Annotated in this window: 21 protein-coding genes; 8 read left to right on the top strand and 13 right to left on the bottom strand. The window is 66.9% G+C overall.

Annotated features, from left to right (window positions below; all coding sequences use genetic code 11):
- Positions 1-3: 3 nt before the first annotated feature.
- The 9 genes from repSA to PV364_RS12695 form a co-directional block, all read right to left on the bottom strand.
- Positions 4-1,404: a replication initiator protein RepSA gene (gene repSA, locus PV364_RS12655; RefSeq protein WP_319659977.1), complete on the bottom strand. Its 1,401-nt coding sequence runs from the start codon at positions 1,402-1,404 to the stop codon at positions 4-6.
- A 5-nt stretch (positions 1,405-1,409) separates the two neighbouring features.
- Positions 1,410-1,592, bottom strand: a complete 183-nt coding sequence (locus PV364_RS12660; RefSeq protein WP_319659978.1) for a hypothetical protein — start codon at positions 1,590-1,592, stop codon at positions 1,410-1,412.
- 93 nt (positions 1,593-1,685) lie between these two features.
- Positions 1,686-1,955, bottom strand: a complete 270-nt coding sequence (locus tag PV364_RS12665; protein ID WP_319659979.1) for a hypothetical protein — start codon at positions 1,953-1,955, stop codon at positions 1,686-1,688.
- A 24-nt stretch (positions 1,956-1,979) separates the two neighbouring features.
- Entirely contained in the window at positions 1,980-2,168 is a 189-nt protein-coding gene (locus tag PV364_RS12670; protein ID WP_089225140.1) for a mobile element transfer protein, read from the bottom strand.
- Positions 2,169-2,170: 2 nt separating this feature from the next.
- Complete coding sequence (locus PV364_RS12675; RefSeq protein ID WP_319659980.1) at positions 2,171-2,350, bottom strand: hypothetical protein; 180 nt, start codon at positions 2,348-2,350, stop codon at positions 2,171-2,173.
- Between the two features lie 17 nt (positions 2,351-2,367).
- Complete coding sequence (locus tag PV364_RS12680; RefSeq protein ID WP_319659981.1) at positions 2,368-3,048, bottom strand: DUF2637 domain-containing protein; 681 nt, start codon at positions 3,046-3,048, stop codon at positions 2,368-2,370.
- A gap of 81 nt (positions 3,049-3,129) precedes the next feature.
- Positions 3,130-3,309 carry a hypothetical protein gene (locus tag PV364_RS12685; protein ID WP_319659982.1) on the bottom strand — a complete coding sequence of 60 codons (180 nt, stop codon included), beginning with the start codon at positions 3,307-3,309 and terminating at the stop codon, positions 3,130-3,132.
- Positions 3,310-3,397: 88 nt separating this feature from the next.
- Positions 3,398-4,777 carry an FtsK/SpoIIIE domain-containing protein gene (locus tag PV364_RS12690; protein ID WP_319659983.1) on the bottom strand — a complete coding sequence of 460 codons (1,380 nt, stop codon included), beginning with the start codon at positions 4,775-4,777 and terminating at the stop codon, positions 3,398-3,400.
- Positions 4,778-4,780: 3 nt separating this feature from the next.
- Entirely contained in the window at positions 4,781-5,110 is a 330-nt protein-coding gene (locus PV364_RS12695) for a hypothetical protein (RefSeq protein WP_319659984.1), read from the bottom strand.
- A 182-nt stretch (positions 5,111-5,292) separates the two neighbouring features.
- Here PV364_RS12695 and PV364_RS12700 point away from each other — a divergent pair, with 182 nt between their 5' ends.
- Both PV364_RS12700 and PV364_RS12705 read left to right on the top strand, forming a co-directional pair.
- On the top strand, positions 5,293-5,664 hold the full coding sequence (locus tag PV364_RS12700) for a winged helix-turn-helix domain-containing protein (protein ID WP_319659985.1): 372 nt from the start codon (positions 5,293-5,295) through the stop codon (positions 5,662-5,664).
- Positions 5,665-5,816: 152 nt separating this feature from the next.
- A complete protein-coding gene (locus PV364_RS12705) occupies positions 5,817-7,049 on the top strand; it encodes an XRE family transcriptional regulator (protein WP_319659986.1) in 1,233 nt (410 codons plus the stop codon).
- Positions 7,050-7,399: 350 nt separating this feature from the next.
- On the opposite strand, the gene PV364_RS12710 is transcribed toward PV364_RS12705, so the two are convergent.
- The 4 genes from PV364_RS12710 to PV364_RS12725 all read right to left on the bottom strand — a co-directional run bounded on the left by PV364_RS12710 (position 7,400) and on the right by PV364_RS12725 (position 11,530).
- The gene (locus tag PV364_RS12710) at positions 7,400-8,101 is read right to left on the bottom strand and encodes an MAE_28990/MAE_18760 family HEPN-like nuclease (RefSeq protein ID WP_319659987.1); all 702 of its coding nucleotides are present in this window, start codon (positions 8,099-8,101) and stop codon (positions 7,400-7,402) included.
- On the bottom strand, positions 8,098-9,234 hold the full coding sequence (locus PV364_RS12715) for a DUF262 domain-containing protein (protein ID WP_319659988.1): 1,137 nt from the start codon (positions 9,232-9,234) through the stop codon (positions 8,098-8,100). The genes PV364_RS12710 and PV364_RS12715 overlap by 4 nt, the downstream gene beginning before the upstream one ends.
- Position 9,235: 1 nt before the next feature.
- The gene (locus tag PV364_RS12720; RefSeq protein WP_319659989.1) at positions 9,236-10,411 is read right to left on the bottom strand and encodes a DNA methyltransferase; all 1,176 of its coding nucleotides are present in this window, start codon (positions 10,409-10,411) and stop codon (positions 9,236-9,238) included.
- A gap of 531 nt (positions 10,412-10,942) precedes the next feature.
- Positions 10,943-11,530 (bottom strand): hypothetical protein, encoded by a 588-nt coding sequence (locus PV364_RS12725; protein ID WP_319659990.1) that lies wholly within the window; start codon positions 11,528-11,530, stop codon positions 10,943-10,945.
- A gap of 320 nt (positions 11,531-11,850) precedes the next feature.
- On the opposite strand from PV364_RS12725, the gene PV364_RS12730 reads away from it, so the two are divergent.
- The 6 genes from PV364_RS12730 to PV364_RS12755 all read left to right on the top strand — a co-directional run bounded on the left by PV364_RS12730 (position 11,851) and on the right by PV364_RS12755 (position 17,817).
- A complete protein-coding gene (locus PV364_RS12730; protein WP_319659991.1) occupies positions 11,851-12,594 on the top strand; it encodes a hypothetical protein in 744 nt (247 codons plus the stop codon).
- Positions 12,595-12,736: 142 nt separating this feature from the next.
- Positions 12,737-13,603 (top strand): LLM class flavin-dependent oxidoreductase, encoded by an 867-nt coding sequence (locus tag PV364_RS12735; protein ID WP_319659992.1) that lies wholly within the window; start codon positions 12,737-12,739, stop codon positions 13,601-13,603.
- Between the two features lie 96 nt (positions 13,604-13,699).
- Positions 13,700-13,927, top strand: coding sequence for a DUF397 domain-containing protein (locus tag PV364_RS12740; RefSeq protein WP_319659993.1), 228 nt, complete (start codon positions 13,700-13,702; stop codon positions 13,925-13,927).
- Between the two features lie 796 nt (positions 13,928-14,723).
- Positions 14,724-16,103: a S53 family peptidase gene (locus tag PV364_RS12745; RefSeq protein ID WP_319659994.1), complete on the top strand. Its 1,380-nt coding sequence runs from the start codon at positions 14,724-14,726 to the stop codon at positions 16,101-16,103.
- Between the two features lie 557 nt (positions 16,104-16,660).
- Positions 16,661-17,029, top strand: coding sequence for a hypothetical protein (locus tag PV364_RS12750; protein ID WP_319659995.1), 369 nt, complete (start codon positions 16,661-16,663; stop codon positions 17,027-17,029).
- Positions 17,030-17,361: 332 nt separating this feature from the next.
- The gene (locus tag PV364_RS12755; RefSeq protein WP_319659996.1) at positions 17,362-17,817 is read left to right on the top strand and encodes a hypothetical protein; all 456 of its coding nucleotides are present in this window, start codon (positions 17,362-17,364) and stop codon (positions 17,815-17,817) included.
- The last annotated feature ends 20 nt before the right edge of the window (positions 17,818-17,837 follow it).

The following is a 17,837-nucleotide window of genomic DNA, read 5'->3' on the forward strand; positions in this document are numbered from 1 at the left end:
CCTTCACGCTGCGTCTCCTTCCTGTGCGCGGAGGTCTTGCAGGGCTTCGCGGGCGGTTTCTCGGTTGGTTTGGATGTCGCGGTGGATGGTGGCGGCAAGCCAGGATTCGCCGGGGGTGTGGCCGTGGCCGGCGTAGGCCCAGTGGGCGAGGACGAGCGTGGTGGCTTCCGGGGAGTCGTCGGGGTCGGGGAGGCCGAGGGATTGGCGTTGTTGGGCGGCGCGGTAGTCGGCGCGGACCTGGCGCAGGGCGCCGAGGGTGGTGGAGTAGCGGCGGGATTTGGTGGAGAAGTGGCCGCGGAAGCCGAGCATGTGTGCCCAGTCGAGGAGCTTGCGGTCGGGGTAGAGGCGGTGGAGGTCGAAGCAGGCTTCGATCAGCCGCCGCGGGTGCGGGGGGACGCCGAGGAGTTCAAGGGCTTCGCGGTTGCCCACCCGGCGGTCCACGGTGCCGGTCGTCTCGGCGGCTTTGGTGGCGTACTTGGACACGTAGGAGGCCACGGCCTGCTCGGTCAGCTCCCCGTCCGTGCCGGCGTCGGCAGAGCGGATGGGCTGGACGTCGAGTTGGGTGCCCCAGCCGAGGGTGCGCGCAGGCTGGTCGCCGGCCGCGGGGACGGGGACGGCGACGCGGCGTGCGGCGGCGTGGATGGCGTCGGTGAGCAGGTCGAGGGTCGCCCACGGCGGGGGCAGGGAGTCGGGTCCGTCCGGGCCGTCGAAGCGGACAACGGCATGGAAGTGGACGGCGCCCCGGCGCTGATACTCGGCAACCTTGCCGAAGGACACCCGGCATTGTTCGCGGGCGGCTTGTTGGGTGAGGCCGGCGCGGGCGGCGATCTCGCGGCGGAGGTAGATGGTGAAGTACCGCCATAGGTCGGAGGCGTGGTTGTTCCACAGCACCGCCCCCGCATAGTCGTAGGACTCGGGGTCCAGGGGCGTGCCTAACGCGTAGTCGTCCTCGCAGTGAGCTGTGCCGCAGCGGCAGGCGCCCGTGCCAGGGCGGTTGTGGACGGGGCCGAAGGAGGGGGCGGTGAGGGTGGCGAACACCTTCGGGTGCACCCGCACAGTCTCGGGGGTGCCCTTGGTCGGGTCGCCGACGAGGCCGGCCCGGATCAGGTGGTAGGTGTCGCCCGCGTAGGTCCAGGCACAGGCCGGGCAGCGGGAGGCGCGACGGTTGCCACACGCGACGCGGAGCCATCCACCGGGCTCGGTGTCCGTCGAATACGAGTGGAGAACGGTGCCGGTGGCCCGGTCGAGGGTCTTGGTGTAGCCGGTCAGGTGGATCGGGTCGGAGCAGCCGCCAGTGCGGCGGATCTGGTCCTGCCAGCGGTCGAAGCCGTCCGACCCGGCCACCCGCAGGAGGTCTGCGAGGGTAGCCGGGTCCAGACCCGCCACGGTGGCGGAGTCGGTCAAGACGATCACCTCCCCACCCGGGCGAGAACGCGGGCGGAGAGGGTGTGGCCGGTGCCGTGGCAAGACGGGCAGGCGACACGGAGCGTGGCGCGGGAACCATCAGTCAGGCGGGTGCCGGTGGTGATGGCGACGACGGGGAAGCCGTCGCAGTCGCGGCAGACCGGCCGGCTCAGAGCGTGCTGGGGCATGATGAGGGTCCCTTTCGGGTCTGTTGGATCAGGAAGGGGCAGTGGTCCCCGGGACGGCGGATGTTTGGCGACGGAAGCCGCCCCGGGGGCCGTTCAGCGCTTGCGCGCGAGGTGGAGCGAGACGGAAGCCCCGCCCACGGTGGGGATGGCCGCAGCAGCGGCGGCGGCGATCGTCTGGAATGCGAAGGCCAGGACAACGATCACCAGGGCGGTACCGGCGCTGACCGTGAGGGTGAGCAGGATCTTCCCGGCGTAGGACGGCGGCGCGGCCTGGATGACGACGACCTGTCCGGGGTGGACGCCGGGCGGGATCAGCTCGGACGGGCGATGGTTGGCCCGCAGTTGCGCGTCGGGGTAGCGCATGACGGTTCCTCTCCTCTCTGGTGGTCAGGGCTGGCAGCGGTGGGTGCGGGCGGCGAGTTCGGCGCCGGAGCGGTCGCGGTAGTCGGTGGAGAAGCCGCAGCCGGGTGCGGTGCAGGCGGCGGAGTGGCGGGTGCGTCCACGGCCGTCGTGGTAGCTGCCGACCCTCACGGGGCCGATACGGATCACGTCGTAGAAGCGGTTCGGGCGCGGCATCGTCAGTCCCCCTGTCCGGTGAAGTCGGCGGCGTGGTCGGTGAGCCACTGCTGGATCTCGGGGTGTTCGTCGTCGGTGGCCTGGTTGATCGCGGCCTCCCCCATGCGCATGCCGTCGACCAGGCGGTTGCTGCGGGTGAGTTCGGCGGAGCGTTCCAGGGCGGCGCGGATGTGCGGTCGCATCGGGGCGTGTCCTCCTGTCAGGTGAGTTGGGCGGCGATGACGTCGGCCAGGGCCGGCGGGATGCCGAGGCGGGTGCGCAGGGTGGCGGTGTCGATCGGTTGGCCGGTGGTGGCGTGGTGGGTGTCGGCGATCTTCCGGGCGTGCGCCAGCAACGCCGGCGGAACCGAAGGTGAGACAGCCGGCGCAATCTCGGGCGGCGTAGGCGCGGGGAGTTCCGGCACCGGGTCGGGGGCGCGTTCGACCGTGACCTGTGGGGCCGGTTCCGCAATCGGGGCCGAGGCCGCTTCGGGCGCCGGGGCGGGGTCGGTGGCGGGTTCGGGTGCCGGTGTGGGGGTGTGGGCGAGGAGGGTGCCGCCGAGGAAGGCCAGGGCGGGCCAGCCTGCGACGAGGATGCGCAGCCAGGCCGGGACGGCGTTCATGTCGAGAAGCCCCGCGGTGGAGATGTTCGCGCCGAGGGATGCTGTCAGGGCGATGACGAACCAGGTCCAGGCGGCGCGGGCCGGACGGTCAGCAGCGCGCAGGATGCGCATGCGGCGCCAGGCGGCGACCAGGAGCAGGTCAACGGAGACGGGGTAGGCCCAGGCTTTCCAGCCGTGTTGGCCGGCGGCTTCGGCGATGTCGTGCAGGTGGGCGAAGGACAGCGCACCGGCGATCACGGCCTGAATCAGTACGGGGTCGAAACGGTTGGGGCGGGACACCGGGTCACCTCCTCTCGGGTTGGTCCCAGGGCCGGGCGGGGAGCGGGTTCTCCGGCCGCCCGGCGCCGGGGGCGTTGAGGGTCAGGACGGGGCGGTGCCGGTGCCGAAGCAGGTCAGGCACAGCGCGGCCTGCCGGTCACCGGTCTCACGGCCCTTGCGGGAGCCGACGCGGACGGTCTCGGTGATCTCGCCGTCCTGGCAGTCCGGGCACTTCGGCGGTTCGGTCGTGGACGGGCGGCTGGTGGTCTTGCGAGCGGCCATTACGGATCACTCCTTCCGGGCTTTGGCATGGGTGGGGTAGGGACCTGGCGCGAAGCGGTCACGCCGACCGATGTGCGGGGAGTGCGGGTTACTCGGTGACCGGGCGGGGCCTGGCCAGCGGCACGGCATCACCGGCCGGAGCAGCGATCTCCGGGACGTGCGGCCGGAACGGCACCAGGCTCGGCAGATCGGGGACCAGGCCGGCGTGGGCCCGGCAGACCGCGGCGGTTTCGGTGATCGAGGTCAGGGGGGTGCGGATGTGGGTCCACCCGCCGGAGGCGTCACCCGCGACCGCGACCCCGGGCCGGTCTGCGGCGATGGCGGTGGCGGCGTGCATGGCCTCAGGTGAGATGTCGCCCAGGCCCATTTCGGCGGTCTGCTTGTCGTTGACGCGATGGACCACGCGGCCGGTGAGCTGCGCGCGGAGCATCGTGGCACCCTTGCCGAGTTCCGCGCCGAAGCGCTGGCCGCAGATCTCCAGGTAGATGCCGACCGCGCGGGACATCTGCGCGAGCCGGATCAGCTGAGTGACCATGCGGTCCCGGCGTTCCTCGTCTTTCTTCGTCGCCGTCAAGAACAGCTCGGCAACCTCGTCCACGAGGACGACGACCGGGACCGGCCGAACGCTCTCGGGGAGTCCCCAAATGTCGGAGGTGATCTCCCCGTTCGGCGTCGACAACGCGGTGCCCTGGTACTCCTTGAGGAGATCGAACCGGGACTCCATCTCCCCCACCAGCGCGTCCAGCAGGCCGGCGGCTTGCTCGGGGTCGGTGGCCAGGGCCGACAGGCGCGGCGCATACGGGGTCTGTTCCACGCCGCGCTTGCAGTCGATCCCCACCAGCGCCACGGGCAGTTTGGCGAGTTGCTTGATCAGGTTGCGCTGATACATCGACTTGCCCGACTGATTCGCCCCCAAGGTGAGGGCGTGCGGGATCTCCCGGTAGTTCCGGGCGAACGCGGTCCCGTCCTCCCGTAACGCGACCGGGACGACCATCGGGCCGGACGGAAGGCGACGCGGCATGCGGACCTGTCGGAGGACGTCGTAGCCGGTCATGCGCAGCTCCACGACGCCGGGCTTGATCTCGGCCACGTGGACCGCGTGGACACCCCAGGCATGCCGCAGCCGGTTCGAGGCCGCCGCAACGTCATCGGGCTCCAGCCCGGCGGGGAGCCGGAGGCGAACCCGCATGCCGGTGGCGGAGCCGGCGACGCGGCGGATCTTCGGCGGGACCGGCTGCACCTCACGGCGCGCCACGTTGCGGACCATGAACGCCCGCAGCCGGGACGGGGCCACCGTCAGCCCACACACGTCCATCGTGGAGGCGTAGGTGAAGTGGAACCGGCCCAACGCGACCGGCAGACCCACCAGCGACCAGTACACGCCCGGCGCCTTCACCTTCGCGTAGCCCAGGCCACCAGCAGCTCCCGCAAGCGGGGTGCCGATCTCGATCAGCGTCGCCAGATCCACGGCTCAGACTCCCGCCGTGATCGCCACCGCGCGGAACGAGATCCCGTGCCGGGTCTGACCGTTGAACGTGTTCTCCCAGTCCCGGGCCTTAAGCCCGATCACCGACACCGGCGTCCCCGGCGTCAGCGAGGCGTCCACCCCCGTGGAAGGCACGGTCACCTGGTACAGGTTCCCCTCACCCTCATCGGAGATCAGCAGACCCACGATCATCAGCTGCGCACCGGTCTCCCGGTCGATCGCCACCTCCCCGGTCTGCTTGCTCACCAGCTTCGGGGTAGGCGGGGTGGCGACGAAAACCACGGCCGTAGAAGTGTCGATCTTGAAGGACGGCATGATGGAAGTTCCTTTCGAGGACGAGGGAGGGCGGCGGAGCTGCTTGGCGGTAGATGCGCCGCTCTCCCGGTGAATCGCAACGGCGAAGCCATCACGAATAGAGTGCACTATCACAGACTAGTGTGCAACACCTTCGGCCGGAGTAGGGCGTGATAGTCCGCACCCCTCGGTACGATCGGCGCATGAGCGTCCCCCCAGACGATCCGAGGACGAAGGCGAGTCGCATCGCCGAGACCCTGCGGACAGAGATCGCGTCCGGACAGCCGGGCCCGGGAAGGAAGTTGCAATCCCTTCGAGAGTTGGCCGACCGCTTCCAGGTCCACCCGGTCACGGTGACCAAGGGCCTCCAGGAGTTGATCGATGAGGGCCTGATCAGGTCGGTCCCCAACCGGGGGTACTTCGTCAAGGACGACACCGGCGATGACAGCGGCGCTGTACGGCCGGCTGCCTCCGACGTTCGGGACGAGATCAAGGCGCTCACCTCCGAGCTTCAGCGGCTTGCCGCCCGAGTGGCCAAGCTGGAGGAGCGAGCCGATCACCCGGGCAGCGCTTAACGTGTGAGACACCATGCGCGGTGCGTGATCGGGTGGCCAGTGACATCGAAGGTGTCACGGGTGGACAGCAGTGGTGACAACCCCTTGTCACCCCCCGTGTCAGGGGCTCATTGGGTGCCAGACTCGAAGCAGGCACCCCGATGGGAGGGCACATGAGCGACGAACGGCCTGCTTGGGCGCGACGTATTGCGGGAGAGCGGGAGGCGCGGCAGTGGTCGCAGGCGGAAGCCGTTGCCGCGTTGCGCGCCCACTCGCCCAAGCCTCTGCCTGAGGGCCCCAGCATGCTGCGGCAGTGGAAGCGCTGGGAGTCCGGCGAGGTCCTGCCCAGCGACTTCTACCAGCCGATCATCGCCCAGACCTTTGGCACCGTGACCCATGCGATCTTTCCGGTAGCCGGACGACGCGACGGCGGCGCTGAGATCGCAGCGGCCAGCGGCATGGAAACCCTGGACATACTGAGCCGGCTGCAAGCATCCGACGTCGACAACGCCACGCTTGACGCGCTCCGTATCACCACCGACCGCCTGTGCTCGGAGTACCCGCACCTTCCCAGTGGCCAGCTCGCCATCGAGGGTCGCCAATGGCTGCGACGCATTGCCGGCCTCCAGTCTCAGCGGCTCACGCTCGCCCAGCACCGAGAGGTACTGGCCCTTTCGGGCTGGCTTGCCCTCCTGGTGGGGTGCGTCGAGTACGACATGGGAGACCGTGCCGCCGCCGAGAGCACCCGTCGAGCAGCGTTGTCCCTCGCTCACGAAGCCGAAAACGCCGAGATCGCTGGATGGGCCCACGAGATGCGCGCCTGGTTCGCTCTCACAACCGGCGACTACCGCGGCATCCTGGCCGCATCTCAGGCAGGCAGCGAAGCCGCCCCAGGTAAGGGAGTCGCCGTTCAGCTGGCAGCACATGAGGCCAAGGGATGGGCGCGTCTCGGCGACCGCCGGCAGACCGAAGTCGCCCTGGATCGGGGCCGAAAGCTACTCGAAGGCATGGCCTACCCCGAGAACCTCGATCACCACTTCGTGGTTGACCCCGCCAAGTTCGACTTCTACGCCATGGATTGCTATCGCCTACTGGGCGAAGACCGATTCGCCGAGAACCTGGCCCACGAGGTCATCCGAGCAGGCACCGACTTCGACGGGGCGGAGCGAGCACCCATGCGCATGGCCGAAGCCAGAGTCACCCTCGGCGTGGTCGCCGCTCGACAAGGCGATCTTGAGCAAGCAGTCCAGTACGGAGAGTGGGCCCTCAAGGGCGAGCGTCAATCGCTCCCGTCGCTTCTCATGGTCAGCCGCGAGCTTGCCGCGATCGTGAACCGCGACTTCGGCAACGCGCCTACCGGCAAGGACTACTTGGAGCACCTGAACGTGCTCAGCCGCGCGAGCTGAGCTGTTACAGATTTCTCTACCTCATCAAGGCGCTCCCGCCGCGCAGAGCGCGGCGGCGCGCGGCCCGGCGCCTCGGGCCGACGCTCCTGTCTTCGCCCCGCTCCGGCCCGGCCGCCGGCCGCCCGCCAAACGGCGAGGGGTTGACGGGGTGAACCCCGATGTGGCCGGGGCGGTCGCCTCCGCGGCTTTAGGCAGCCACCATGGGGCGAGCCTCGAAGATCATGGCCCCAACGTCGTGCTTTACGGGCAGGTCCACAGACTGCCCGACGCGCCGGAAGCTTACGGGGCCATGATCTCTCGCCCCATGGCAGCTCCCGCCCAAAGCCGCTCCACCGCCCTAACTTGGCACCTTAAACGGTGTCGCTTGGAGCACTGTCAAACTGCACAAGAAACCATTTCTCGCTAACTGCCCTAGTGAGCACACGAGCCAGCTCGTTCATGAATTGCTCACACTTCTTGAGATGGGCCGAAAAAAGTCCCCCCGGAATCTTTTCCTTGCGCCCTCCGTGAGCAATGTCATTCCTGACATTCTTAACGAAATCAATCGCCGTATACTGGTCGCGCCTCACCTTGTCTACCGATATACCTAGGGCGACAAGACACTTCTTCAAAACATCTGACCCAAGATTCATCTCCATCGACACAGCGACTTCTGCGGCAATCGAAATGGGGCCATCGCTTAGTTCTTGCAAACGCTGAACGAAGGCAACCTGGTGACGGGCACGAGTGGTCATCTTCCCCTCATCCCCGCTCATGGGCACTCCACGACGCAACGTATCAAATTCGCCGGAAAGCGCGGCAGCCAGCAGCTCGGGTCTTAATGACTTGGCCGGCAGGCTTTGACTATTAATTGCATCGATATACAAGGACAGCGCCGTCCTTGTAAATCCCTCCAAGTGCGCATACTGCATTACTAGAATTGCACGCAGAGAGTAAACAGAGGCCCTATCCGGATCTTCACCCTGTAGGAGCAGGTTGCGGAGGTGGCGTATTTCGTCCAGCCGCCACAGGATGTCCGCCTCCAGCTGTGCCCGCATATCCGATACGTTCATGACAGCGCCTGGAGGAAACTGTCGCGAAAGAATCCAATGCGAGTCCGAAGGGAGATACGGTCATTCTTACCTCCCCCAATGGCTTTCGTGAATTCCGGGTTGGTCTTGCCATCTTTGACAACGTCGGCAAGTTTCTGCATTGCCTCTTCGTCTTCAAGATTTATCCTATGCAGCGCATCCTGCATACCGAGCACAATTCCCTCGTAGTGATGCACCGAGAACTGCCAACGCGGCTCACCGTTCCGGCCGACAGTTCCGAGCACCCTCGGTCCCCACCCGAGAAGCTCGCCAATCCTAGTGACTACACGAAACGTCTTCTCGAAAACCTGCTTCTCGTGCTCATAATCGAATTGCGTGACCCCCGAGGGGTCTGATACATCTTCCATGTACTCAGTCATGAAATCTGCAATGTCATGCTTGTACTGAGCGCCGGAGTTCTTGAAGGCGAAGAACCTCAGGATGAGTTCCTGGTCGAACCTCTCGTTACTTGCCTTCTCGGTGAGCGTCTCAACGCAGACCCGAAAGTCCGCATTCTCCGATAGATCAATGATGAACTGATTGAACTTATTGGAAAGCAGACGGATTGTGGCGTTCCTGACCTCTTGATTTGAAAGCGCTAGACCGCCCGTATTGAGCCGCTTGAACATGTAGTAACGAAGGCGAGGGTCACTTTCCTTGCGAAGGATCTCCGCTCGAATGTAACTACGCTTCAGCTTGATTTCCAGAGCCTTTGGAAGTGACGCATAGGTGCAGCCGTTCAGCTCTGGAACGATGTCACAGTCGGACAACACGAGAGGTGGCATGTGCTGGCCGTTGACTGTTAGCTCACCACGGAAGTGGAGGTACGAGGAGATACGCTGCAGACCATCAATAAGCTCGTATACGCGATCTTCTCTCTCGATGAGAAAGATCGGAGGGACAGGAAGCTCCAAGAGCAGTGATTCCACAAAACGCGACTGCGCACCCTCCGACCACCGGAACATGCGCTGAAAATCAGGATCGATGACCAATTCTTCCGAGGCATACATATCTGCCAGTTCATTAAAGGAAAAATCGTTGGTCTTCGTTCTGACAGCAGTGATTTTTTGGTCTACTGCTTCGATCAGCTCTTCCGCGCTAAGGTGACTCGTCACCCTACTGCCCCCTACTGAAGGTTAGTACAGACTCGGCAACGTCGCCTTTTTTGTAAGTCCGAGCGAACTTGTTTAGCGAGGTGAGGGTTCGGCGCACTGGAAAACGATCTGGCTCATTTCTCAGAGCCCAGCCGCGCATCCTTGCCTCGTCAATGCAGATGTCGGCGAGCGGCACATGCACGTCTTTATAGAATGAGTCCTGCACTACAAGATGCACCGTCGCCGAGCTCCGGCATACCCGTGTAATCTCGTCAAGTCCTGAGGTTAGATCGGTAAGGTACTGCTGAGCTTGCTTTAGGTAGTACCCGGACGACGCTTTGCTATCGTGCTTCCGAATAAGCGACAACAGATTTGACCCCACCTCTCCAAAAGTGGCGGGATTTTCCTCTTGTCGCCGAATCAATGTGGTCCCCATCAGACCTGACCGCAGTGACCGATCATTTGAGATATCTACACCCAGGAGTGCCAACTCGCGCGAGTAGGCAACAGCGTAGTCAATTCGAGTCAAATACGGCGGGGAAGTCACGACGATGTCGACTGAATTTGAGGCGATGGGCATAGCCCTAGAGTCTGCGGTCATTATGCCGACTCGCCTCAGGGATGACTGCGACTCTACGCGAGAAGAGACGAAACTAACATGCCTTTCGATGGCTGCGTCCAGCTCTTCATCGGCAATCAAGACTGTTTCCGATGACTCTTTGGCACGCTTCACCCACGTGGGATTACTTCCCTCAAACCGCTTGGTCGCCTCACGAATTACGCGAAAAAGCGATACGGTCAACAGGTCCTGAGTGGGGCCGCCAATCTCCACGCCCACTCTGTGCCACTGCCGAATCCTGCGGACGGTGGGTTCTGCAATCCAAGCGGCCAGCGGATCCGCATCCACACACATATCCACACCTGCACCCGCATGCGGGCGCACAATTTCGTCGACTTGCAAGTAATCCTGTGTCCGCAACTTAGCAATTACATTCGCGACAGGATTGAGATCAAGTCCAATAGCATTCAAACCTAGACTTTGCGCTGCGAGTGTCGTAGTACCGCTACCATTCCACGGGTCGAGAACAGTCGCGCCACTCAGCTCATCTTTTTCGTGCCGTGCCAGCTGATGACATGCCCACTCGAAGGAAAATCCGGCATAATACGGGAAAACATCCGCAAGTCCCGCAGTCTCCACCGCCGGCCGCTTCGGCGATAGGGCCCCGGCCCTGCGTACTCCCGGCAACACTCCCCCCAAGGGCAACGCCAAGACCTCCTGTACGGGCAAGGCTCCTGGAGTGTCCTGCGGGGTATCCACTGTCCCTCTTTCACGCTTCTCGGCAGCGGGCTTCGGGTCAGTCTAAGGGACCATGCCCTCCCGAGCCGACGCATAATACCAGCGCGGCGGCAAATCCTCCGCCCTCATGGGTCGTGGCCGTCGGCTACCGTCTCGAACAGCGGCATGCAGGCGGGCTGAGCTGCGAAAGCGTGAAGTGGGACCCTGGTCGACGTGCGTCAGGGACTCCTACAGCCGGTTTCTAGGCTCGTGGTGCGATCCGGGCGCCTATGGACGACCTGTGGACCAGTCGCCGACGAGCCGAGACACCCAACTCGTCAACCAGCGGCGTTAGTCGAGAAGCGCGAGGCCTCCGGAGCCGTGTGCGCAGGTTGGAATCCTGCCGGGGCACTCACTCAAGCCGAAACAGCGTGATCAGTGCACTGGACCAGCCTAGGTGGGGCCGGGCCGGTCCGGCGGGCCTTCGGCAGTGCGTCGTCTGCAGTCCGCGAGAGCGCGCTCGACCTCGTCACGTTCGTCACCGCCGGCCTGGAGCAGCAGGTCACCAGCGGCTGACAGGGCCGCCCAGAACTCCGCGGGCCTGGCTCGCTCGCGGTGGGGCACCTTCCGTGCCAGCAGCAGGAAGGCCTCGGTCAGTTCTCCCTTGGCGAAGCGGCGGGAGAGGGAGAGCGCGTGACCGCTGGGGATACCACCCAGCGCCCCAGCGGCCGTGCTCAGTAGGCGTTTGATCTCCGTACCACGCTCATCGAGCGGCCGAGGGACGTCGAACAGCCCCACTGTGTCCAGGACTTCACCGCACAAGTCCTCCTCACCCGGATGGAATTCCGCGGCGAGGGCCGCCACGCCGGCGCGGCCGAGTCGCTGCTCCACGTCCGGGGCCGGGATCCCCAGTGCCAGGCAGACGGCCCGAGCCGAGGCGTTCCAGTCGCCGGTCTCCGCTGCGAGGTCGGCGAACGCGGCGACCGGTGCGTGCCCCGCCTCCAGCAATTCGTGCGCCGATCTCAGCAGAGCGCTTTCCACAGCGGTCACTCCGTCCCACCCGTCCGCCAAGATCCCCCGGGATCCGCTACCCGCACGGTCGCGACCACGACCGGCCGCGACACCCAGTCTGCACTGGCCACAGCACTATGTGAGGCTCGAAGTCAGCCGCCGTCGACGCGTCCCCAAGGTCCCCGCAGGTTCAAGTGGTGCTGTCGATCCTTGGGGTTCGACAGCACGAAGCGACGCGCGATCTGGTCACCCGCCCATGACTTCTTCCGTCTTCCCTATGCTGTCGCTCACGCCCTTCCGCTCCGCCGGACGCCACAGCGATGTCCTATCCGACTGCTTGGATACCCGGCATGACGGACTGGACGAACCTTCACCACGCCTACGGCACAGCGGAAGACATCCCCGGCCTGCTTGCCGGCGCGAGCCCGAGTCCGGACGCCCCTCAGTGGAACGACCTCTGGTCCCGGCTGTGCCACCAAGGCACCGTCTACTCGGCGAGCTACGCGGCCCTGCCCGCACTGACGCGGATGGCGCGTCAGTGGTCGCCTTCGGACCGGCGGATGCCGCTCTGCCTGGCCGGCGCCATTGTCGCGAGCACGGATCAACCGTACGGCGACGCGGATCCCCGAGCGACGTACGCCCGCGAGATGTCCGACCTGATGAAGCTGACCGAAGAATCCCTCCGGGATCCGGAACTCGCCGGCGATCCCATGTACGTCGACTTGCTTGCCGCGCTGCTCAGCTTCGAGGGCGTCGAGGTCTGGGGCGAATGGCTGGACGGGCTGAACGACGAGGAGTACGAGGTGCCCTGTCCCGCCTGCGGCTCGGAGAACTTCATCGTCTTCGGGGAGTACGGCTACTTCTCGACCACCGACAGCATGTACATGGACCAGACCGCGGCAAGAAGGCTGCCGCTACAGCCGCAGGCCCCCTCAGCCATGGAGGGGCTCGGGCAACGGCTGCACGCCCGCGCCATCGCGGACGGCCGTCCCGATATCGCCCACAAGCTGACCTACGTATTCGGCGCCGCGCGCTGCGCCGACTGTGATGCGGTCTTCGGCGTCGACGAAGCCATCGTCGCGCATTGGGGGTGACGGCCGCGCCCAACAGGGCAACTGGTGCCGGGGTCGGACCGGAACTCCCCTCTCTCCCAGGTGAGACGGGTAGGCGCGCCGCAAGGCGCGGCCGGCCGTGAATCCGATTGCCGTTCCGGGGGCGACCGCGCATCCTGCTGGGGTGCGATTTTCGATCAACCTCCCCAACTTCGGCGACTTCGCCGACCCCCGGAACGTCGCGGTCGTCGCGCTCGCCGCCGAACAGGCGGGCTGGGACGGGGTCTTCGTCTGGGACCACATCCTGCATCGGCGGCACCAGGGGCGTCCCTTCGGGGACCCCTGGATCCTGCTGACCGCGGCCGCGCTGGCGACCTCCCGGATCCGGCTGGGCACCCTGCTGACGCCGGTTCCCCGGTACCGTCCGCAGCAACTCGCCCGCCAGGTGGCCACCCTGGACCACCTCAGTGGCGGCCGGATGATCTTCGCCGCGGGCCTGGGCGGTCCGATCGACGAGGAATACGGCAGCTTCGGCGACGCCACCGATCCGCGCCTCCTCGCCGAGCGCCTGGACGAGGGGCTGGAACTGCTGGGGCGCTTCTGGTCCGGCGAGCCCGTGAACCACCGCGGCCGGCACTACGAGGTCCGGGACGTGACGCTGCTGCCCCCCACCGTCCAGCGGCCCGGTCCGCCCGTGTGGATCGGCGGCTTCTGGCCGCGACGTGCGCCGATGCGGCGGGCAGCGCGGTGGGACGGCGCGGTGCCGCTGTTCGAGACGGCACGGCATGGCCAAGTGCCCGATGTGGCCGAGGTGCAGGAACTGGTCAGCTACGTACGCAAGCACCGTTCGGTGGGCGTCGAGCGCCCCTTCGAGTTCGTGCTCGGCGGTGCCACCCCCGCGGACGCCGCGAAAGCCAGGGACGTGATCGGTCCGCTGCACGACGCCGGCGCCACCTGGTGGGACGAGCGGCAGGTCCAGAGCGGCCCGGACCTGGATCGTCTGCTCCCGGTGCTGCGCCGCATCGAGGCGGGACCACCCGTGGTCCGATGAGCCGTTCCCGGTGCACCCAGGGAAGAGATGCACGTCAGGGGCATCAGGGTGATGCTGAAGGGGGCTTTCCATCCGAGATCGACGGGAGATCCCAGGATGGACGCGGCCAAGGCTGAGCTGTACGCCATGGACCTCACTGATGCGGACTGGGTCACGAGCAGTTACAGCAACCGGTGGGACAAGATGTGTGTGGAGGTCTCGGACCTCGGCGGCGGAGCGGTTGCGGTCCGCGATTCACGTCACCGGGAACTGCCGCCGCTGCGATTCACCGCGGAGGAGTGGGCGGCGTTCCGACTGGGCGTGCGCGACGGCGAATTCGGCTAGAGACCTTCAAAGGTGGGGGTGACCCGCAGGGGTTGGCGCGGGGGCCGTGGGTCGTGCGGGGTGTTCGCACACCCATCTCGGCTCCGCGGTCGTCGCGCGCGCAACCGTGCCGGCCCCCGCCCGCAGGTTGCGTCCAGAGAAGTGGTGTACGGGTTCCCACTCGATCCGGGTGGTGCTCCCGCGCCGGAGTGAGGGCCTGGATATAGAGACGGGTGCCGCCCGTCGACGAGGCCCTGCGGGTGCCCGGACTCGTCGCTGCCACGCCGGACTGCCTCTCCTCACCGGCCGGCTTCCTCAGCTCCGAAGGCGTCGGATCCCCTGTGCCGCGTGCCGATCAGGGCGCACGGCTGGGAGCCTGCCCGCCGCAGGCGCCGGCCGCCTCCTCCCGTGCCGTTGCGGAGGGCCGTCCCGAAGCCGACCTGCCGTCTTCGGCGCCGCGCGGTGCGCCCCTGCCTGAGCCGCCACCGGCACCCCCGGCCCTGACCCGCCGCCGAGCGTGCCGCTTCCGTCGTGCCCGCACCTCAGCGCACAGACCGTGGGGCACCTCACATCACCGGCACAGCGGGCATCGGGCCGGGTCGCCACCGTTCCCCATGCCGACGGGCTGCAGCCGTGCGACCAGCGGATCCGCCGGGCTGCCCAGGCTGTGCGCATCGCGCCCCGCAGGGACATAGAGCCTCGAATCGGACCAAGCAGTGACAAGTGACACAGCGGCAATCGCTTGCCCCATGGACGACCTCGGAGTGAGATCGCGGTCAACGGCCGAACGTGGTCTAGTCCACTACGAGGAGCATCTATGCGCAGGATTCATGCGCGGCGGCGCACTGCGGTTGCCGCAGCCTGGATCACCAGCCTCACCAGTTTCGCGACAGCAGCGACGCTTCTGTCCGGTTCCGCCGCCGTCGCCGCACCCGTGCCACCGGCGCAGGGAGCCAAGCCCGCGCCGGCGGCCGGGCAGCAGTCGAAGAGCGCGGCCCACAACCTGATGACCACGGCGGAGTGCCGCGCGAAGTGGCGGATCGGCTGCTACTCCGCGACCCAGTACCGCCAGGCGTACGACCTCAACCCGCTCTACCGGGCAGGAATCACCGGCAAGGGGCGCACGATCGTGATCGTGGATCCGTTCGGCTCGCCGACCGTCCAGAAGGACCTGGACGTCTACAGCGCCCGGTTCGGCATGAAGAGCACCCACGTCGACGTGGTCAAGTGGGGCAAGGTCCCGCGCTTCGATCCCACCGACGCCGACCAGCTCGCCTGGGCCGGGGAGACCACCCTCGACGTGGAGATGGCGCACGCCGTCGCCCCGGACGCGCACATCGTCCTGGCGGAGACCGCGGTCGGCGGGATCGGGGAGGGCACCACCGGCCTGCGGGAGGTCATGGACGCCGAGAAGTCGCTGATCGACCGCGGCGTGGGCGATGTGATCAGCCAGAGCTGGGGCGTGGCGGAGAACAGCTTCCCCGGCTTCCGCCAGGGTGACTTCTCCAGCATCGAGAACCTGCGGTACGCCTTCAAGGACGCGCACCGGCACGGTGTGACCGTCGTCGCCGCCTCCGGCGACAGCGGAGCCACCGACACCACCCCGAACGGCAAGGACCACTATCCGTACCGGGTCAACGCCTGGCCGACCGCCGACCCCCTGGTGGTCTCGGTCGGCGGCACCCAGCTGCACCTGGACGCCAAGGGCGACCGCATCGCGCCGGACAGCGTGTACAACGACGCCGGCGCCGGTGGCGGCGGCCTGTCCCACGTCTTCGCCCGTCCCTCGTACCAGAACGGGGTGGCGCAGGTCGGCGGCCACCGCGGCACTCCGGACCTCTCCATGTCCGCCTCGCTGAAGGGCGGCGCGTGGGTGTACTCCAGCTACGACCCGAAGCGGGTCGGCTGGGACGTCTACGTCGGCACCAGTGAGGCCAGCCCCCTCTTCGCGGGCATCGTGGCCCTGGCCGACCAGGCCGCCGGGCACCGGCTGGGCGACATCCACCAGGCGCTGTACTCGCTGTACGCGCAGTCCTCGCGGAACCCGTCCACCGGGATCGTGGACGTCAAGGACGGCACGAACAACAGCTTCGCGGGGGTCCCCGGCTACACCGCGGCGAAGGGCTACGACCTGGCGACCGGCGTCGGAACGATCGACGCGGCCCGCTTCGTCCCGGCCCTCGCCCAGCGGGGCTGACGGCACCCTGTCCCCGAGGCGCGGGGCCCGGCAGACCGCTGCCGGGCCCCGCGCCTCGCCCATCCGGCAGGGAATCCCCAGGTGGGGTGGTGCTCAGTGGACGACGGCGATCAGGTAGCGTCCCGCGCGATGTGATCAATGGGGAGGGGTGCGCATCGTGAAGTCCGGTCGGCGAAGACTGGCCGCCGCAGGAGCGGCGGCGCTGGTGACGGGGGCGCTTGTGACCGGGTGCGGGCCGCATGCCCACGCCGGCAGGGTCGGCAAGGTGCAGCGTGTCGAGCCCGGATTCGGGGGCGAGGAGTTCTCTTCGGCCCTGTCGTTCCGCTACGTAGGCGACTCGGGTGTGAACGAGACGATGAATCAGCAGCTGGAGATCGTCAACGTGGCCGCGGAGTCGCTGGTTCCCGTCCTGAGTTTCCAAGCCGTGGACAAGAACGATCACGTGCTCCCACAGGTCAAGGTGAGCACGGTGTACGGCAGCGACCGCGGCAATCTGGCGGTGCCGTACGGGGGGGACCATCGACATCCTGCGGTTCTCGGGCCCGAGGATGCACGATGTGGCGGATGTCCGGGTGACGGTGCAGAGCGCGGCTGTCGCTCGGATCAACGCCGGACCGCACGAGGTGACGACGCAGGCGCTCGACCGCCATGGCCGCGAGATCAGCAAGTTCGAGCGATTCTCGGCAGTCAGGCTCACCAATGAGGACGACTTTCCTGTCGCCGTACGGATCGCGTACATCCTCTGGGACCAGCCTCCCAAGGGGGTCACGCAGCAAGCCGCCGAAGTCACGCCGATCGGCGGCCTGACCCGAGTGCCGGCGCACGGCAGCGCGGTCGTGCGCGTGACCGGGAAGGAAGCGGTCGCCGCGGTCGCACGCAACTCCGACGGCCCGGCGGTGAGCCTCAAGGCCTACAACTCGCAGTGAGCCTGGCGGGCTTGCGGTGCCTGCCTCCGCGCGACACCGCAAGCCCACCGGCTCATCGGGAAGACTTCCGATCTCGAGAATCCGACACTGGGCATTCACCTCACGTTTCCGTTCCAGCCGGGCCCATTGCCGAGCGATCAGCACATCTCCCGGCATTCCGGGCATCGCTTGCTGTCCCGTTCACGTGGAGTCGTGGTGATTTCCGGCCCATGGTTCGGATCTGGACCACTGGCCGAAAAGGAACCCGTTCAGGGCGTGGCCGTTGACCGGTCGCACACGGCGGGAAAAGATCGCGGCCGACCTTGATCGCTTTGATGAGGGAGGGGCTTCGCATGGTCAAGTCGAGGAACCGGATCGCCACCGTGCTCGCGGCGACCGCCGTGGCGGTGGGTGTGTCCTTCGGGGCCGGGGCGGGTGCCGCCACGGCGGCGCCGCGGCTCACCTACACGTGGAGCAGCTATGACAACGGCGAATCGGTGGTTCTCTACCTCTACGCCGACGGCGACTACGCCGGCTACGTGAACTGGAACGCGGACCCCGACTCCTTCGGCACCCCCGGGGACGCGCTGCGGGCGCATGACGACACGGCCGACGGGTGGGGGATCGAGGGGAGGGTGCTCAGCGCCCAGGTCTACCGGACGGCTTCCACCCGGGGGCACTCCTCCCCCTACACGACCCCGTGGCAGACCGGCGACATCACCGAGGGGCACCGGATGCTGCTCGACGCCTGCCTGGTGAAGGGCTCCGAGGAGGTCTGCACCGGGTACGACACGTACGTGTACGCGTAGGTGTGACGGGCGCTCGGCCG

Origin of the sequence: Streptomyces sp. MI02-7b (assembly GCF_033793585.1) — a bacterium.
In the GTDB taxonomy this organism is placed as follows: domain Bacteria; phylum Actinomycetota; class Actinomycetes; order Streptomycetales; family Streptomycetaceae; genus Actinacidiphila.

Coding starts and splice junctions, on each gene's coding strand:
- PV364_RS12675 (WP_319659980.1), bottom strand. CDS start 2,350: ATGCGACCGCACATCCGCGCCGCCCTGGAACGCTCCGCCGAACTCACC.
- PV364_RS12685 (WP_319659982.1), bottom strand. CDS start 3,309: ATGGCCGCTCGCAAGACCACCAGCCGCCCGTCCACGACCGAACCGCCG.
- PV364_RS12710 (WP_319659987.1), bottom strand. CDS start 8,101: ATGAACGTATCGGATATGCGGGCACAGCTGGAGGCGGACATCCTGTGG.
- PV364_RS12705 (WP_319659986.1), top strand. CDS start 5,817: ATGAGCGACGAACGGCCTGCTTGGGCGCGACGTATTGCGGGAGAGCGG.
- PV364_RS12695 (WP_319659984.1), bottom strand. CDS start 5,110: ATGCCGTCCTTCAAGATCGACACTTCTACGGCCGTGGTTTTCGTCGCC.
- PV364_RS12660 (WP_319659978.1), bottom strand. CDS start 1,592: ATGCCCCAGCACGCTCTGAGCCGGCCGGTCTGCCGCGACTGCGACGGC.
- PV364_RS12745 (WP_319659994.1), top strand. CDS start 14,724: ATGCGCAGGATTCATGCGCGGCGGCGCACTGCGGTTGCCGCAGCCTGG.
- PV364_RS12665 (WP_319659979.1), bottom strand. CDS start 1,955: ATGCGCTACCCCGACGCGCAACTGCGGGCCAACCATCGCCCGTCCGAG.
- PV364_RS12755 (WP_319659996.1), top strand. CDS start 17,362: ATGGTCAAGTCGAGGAACCGGATCGCCACCGTGCTCGCGGCGACCGCC.
- PV364_RS12700 (WP_319659985.1), top strand. CDS start 5,293: ATGAGCGTCCCCCCAGACGATCCGAGGACGAAGGCGAGTCGCATCGCC.
- PV364_RS12730 (WP_319659991.1), top strand. CDS start 11,851: ATGACGGACTGGACGAACCTTCACCACGCCTACGGCACAGCGGAAGAC.
- PV364_RS12740 (WP_319659993.1), top strand. CDS start 13,700: ATGGACGCGGCCAAGGCTGAGCTGTACGCCATGGACCTCACTGATGCG.
- PV364_RS12670 (WP_089225140.1), bottom strand. CDS start 2,168: ATGCCGCGCCCGAACCGCTTCTACGACGTGATCCGTATCGGCCCCGTG.